The sequence below is a fragment of the Georgenia sp. genome, from assembly GCF_054605595.1.
The window spans coordinates 1-2931 of the sequence record NZ_JBTSDU010000214.1; the positions used below are offsets into that span (position 1 = coordinate 1).

The window sequence follows — 2931 nt, forward strand, 5'->3', positions numbered from 1 at the left end:
CACGCTCGGCAACGGCCTGGCCCTGGACCGCATCGAGGCCGGCTACGCCGACGGCGTGCTGACGCTGACCATCCCTGTCGCCGAGGAGGCCAAGCCGCGCAAGATCCAGGTCGCGCACACCGGTGGCCCGACCACCATCGAGCAGTAGGACCACCATCGAGCAGTAGCGAGGCACCGCGCACGCACAACGGGCGAGCCGGCCGGGCGAGGCCCGGCTCGGCCGGTGTGCCGGACCGGCCACGACCTAGGATGCTCGGGTGAGCCTGAGCGACGCGCCCGTCCCCACCGCTACCAGCACCGCCTACGAGGACCTGCTCCGTCTCGTCCTGGAGACCGGCCAGGTGAAGGCGGACCGGACCGGGACCGGCACGCGCAGCGTCTTCGGCCACCAGATGCGATTCGACCTCGCCGACGGGTTCCCGCTCATCACCACCAAGAGGGTGTTCCTCCGCGGCGTCGCCGAGGAGCTGTTCTGGTTCCTGCGCGGGGAGACCAACGCCAACTCCCTCATCGAGAAGAACGTCCACATCTGGGACGAATGGGCGGATCCCGAGACCGGCGACCTCGGCCCGGTCTACGGCTACCAGTGGCGCTCCTGGCCCACCCCCGACGGCCGACACATCGACCAGATCGAGCAGGTTCTCGACCAGCTGCGCAGCAACCCGAACTCCCGCCGGATCATCGTCTCGGCCTGGAACGTCGCGGACCTGGACCAGATGGCCCTGATGCCGTGCCACGCGTTCTTCCAGTTCTACGTCGCCGACGGCAAGCTCTCCTGCCAGCTCTACCAGCGCAGCGCCGACCTCTTCCTCGGGGTCCCGTTCAACATCGCGTCCTACGCGCTGCTCACGCACATGGTCGCCCAACAGGTCGGCCTCGGGATCGGGGACTTCGTCTGGACCGGCGGTGACTGCCACGTCTACGACAACCACGTCGAGCAGGTGCGCGAGCAGCTCACGCGCGAGCCGTACCCGTTCCCCACGCTCAGGCTGCGCAAGGCCGCCTCGCTGTTCGACTACACGTTCGACGACGTCGAGGTGGTCGGCTACCGGCACCACCCCGCCATCAAGGCGCCGGTCGCGGTCTAGGCGTGCTGTGCTGGGGATGATCTGGGCACAGGCCCACGACCGTGTCATCGGCGCGGGCGGGACCATGCCGTGGCACCTGCCCGAAGACCTCGCGCACTTCCGACGCACCACGGCGGGATCCGCCGTCGTCATGGGTCGTACCACCTGGGACTCCCTCGACCCGCGGTACCGGCCGCTGCCCGGGCGTCGCAACATCGTGCTGAGCCGGCGGCCGGGCTTCGTCGCCGAGGGCGCCGAGAGGGCGTCGGATCTCGACGCCGCCCTCGACCTGCTGGGGCCGGGCGGCGGCTGGGTGATCGGCGGCGCCCAGGTGTATACGGCCGCCCTCCACCGGGCCGACACGCTCGTCGTCACCGATATCGACCTGGCCGTCGACGGCGACACCCGGGCCCCTGTCGTCGACGACCTCGCGTGGGAGGTCGAGTCGGCCGATCCCGACCGCGGCTGGCACGCCGCGGCGAACGGGCTGCGCTACCGGTTCACCACCTTCCGCCGTCGCGCCTCCTAGCTCCGCTCCGGGGCCACCGCCCAGGCCGGCGTCCGACGCCGTGCGGGTGCGAGATCGTCCGGGCGGCGCCGCTGAGCAGGCGTCCGGCTTCGGGTCCACCGGGATCGGAGTCAGTCCGCGCGGACCTCGATGAGGTCGTTCCACGGGTCGTTGACCTGGAGCGCGGCCCCGTCGTACCGGGTGGCCACGCCCCGCTCGCCGAGTCGTGACGCCACGGCTGCGACCTGCTCGGTGGTCGGCACGACGATGCCCACCCGGCCCAGACCGAGCGCGGGCCCGCGTGGGCCGGCGCCGGCGCTGTTCCAGGTGTTCATGGCCATGTGGTGGTGGTAGCCGCCGGCCGAGACGAACAGGGCCTGGCTGCCCAGCGCGGTGGTCTCCTCGAAACCGAGGCGGTCCACATAGAACGCACGGGCGGTGGCGACGTCGCCGACCTGGAGGTGGACGTGGCCGACGACGGCGCCCGCCAGCCCCGAGGCGGGCGTGGTGGGAATGGTCGGGTCCGCCGTCGCGATGATCTCGCGGGCGGCGTCGGTGAGGTGGTCGGCGAGGTACCGGTTCGGGTCGAGCCACCTGGTGCCCATCTTGACCTGGCCGTCGGTCCACTGCCAGGTGCTGCGCGGGCGGTCGGCGTAGAGCTCGACGCCGTTGCCCTCCGGGTCGGTGAAGTAGAAGGCCTCGGAGACGTCGTGGTCGCCGGCGCCGACGTACGTGCCCGGTGCGCGCACGGCCACCGAGGCGAGTGCCGCGGCGAGCGCGGCCTGGCTCTCGAACAGGATCGCCGTGTGGAACAGACCCGCGGAGCGAGGCGTGCCCGGGGGAAGGGTGGGGTCGTGCTCGAGCACGAGCAGCTCGACGCCGTGACGGCCCAGGACGACCTCGTCGCCCTCGGCGCGCAGGACTGTGAGCATGACGGCGTCGCGGTAGTAGCGCGTCATGAGGTCGAGGTCCCCCACGTTGAGCGTGACCGCGCCCATGGACGTCGTCACGGGCAGCAGATCCTCGACCAAGACGCCGTCCGCCCGGTCGGCGGCCACCCCTTGTATCCGGGTTCGCATGGTTCTACCGTTCTGGTGCCGAACGACCGATGGTCGGTCGATCCGCACGGAGGCCGCCATGCTCTCCAACTATCCCCCCACCCCCACGCTGCCGGTGAGGGACCTCGCCGCCGCGCGGACCTTCTACGAGGGCGTCCTCGGGCTCAGCCCCAGACCTCCGGAAGTAGGGCCGCGTTGAGTGTTGAGATTTATGCGGGCGTGATCTGGTAGGTGATGGGGCGGCGGTCGCCCGGCGTGCGTGGTGGGGTGGTGTTGAGTTCGTCGGTGAGCAGTTGGA

4 protein-coding genes are annotated in these 2931 nt (G+C 71.1%); 3 read left to right on the plus strand and 1 reads right to left on the minus strand.

Features of this window, described 5'->3' with window-relative positions; translation table 11 throughout:
• The 3 genes from ACYC1Z_RS14985 to ACYC1Z_RS14995 form a co-directional block, all read left to right on the plus strand.
• Positions 1 to 148: Hsp20/alpha crystallin family protein (locus ACYC1Z_RS14985; RefSeq protein ID WP_461410313.1), on the plus strand; the 148-nt coding region annotated here is incomplete at its 5' end.
• Between the two features lie 109 nt (positions 149 to 257).
• Entirely contained in the window at positions 258 to 1088 is an 831-nt protein-coding gene (locus tag ACYC1Z_RS14990; protein ID WP_461410310.1) for a thymidylate synthase, read from the plus strand.
• Between the two features lie 16 nt (positions 1089 to 1104).
• Positions 1105 to 1596, plus strand: a complete 492-nt coding sequence (locus ACYC1Z_RS14995) for a dihydrofolate reductase (RefSeq protein ID WP_461410311.1) — start codon at positions 1105 to 1107, stop codon at positions 1594 to 1596.
• A gap of 110 nt (positions 1597 to 1706) precedes the next feature.
• On the opposite strand, the gene ACYC1Z_RS15000 is transcribed toward ACYC1Z_RS14995, so the two are convergent.
• Complete coding sequence (locus tag ACYC1Z_RS15000; RefSeq protein ID WP_461410312.1) at positions 1707 to 2654, minus strand: VOC family protein; 948 nt, start codon at positions 2652 to 2654, stop codon at positions 1707 to 1709.
• Positions 2655 to 2931 lie beyond the last annotated feature (277 nt).

Excerpts from the sequence above, each read along its gene's own strand:
- ACYC1Z_RS15000 (WP_461410312.1), bottom strand. The coding sequence starts at position 2,654 with ATGCGAACCCGGATACAAGGGGTGGCCGCCGACCGGGCGGACGGCGTC.
- ACYC1Z_RS14995 (WP_461410311.1), top strand. The coding sequence starts at position 1,105 with ATGATCTGGGCACAGGCCCACGACCGTGTCATCGGCGCGGGCGGGACC.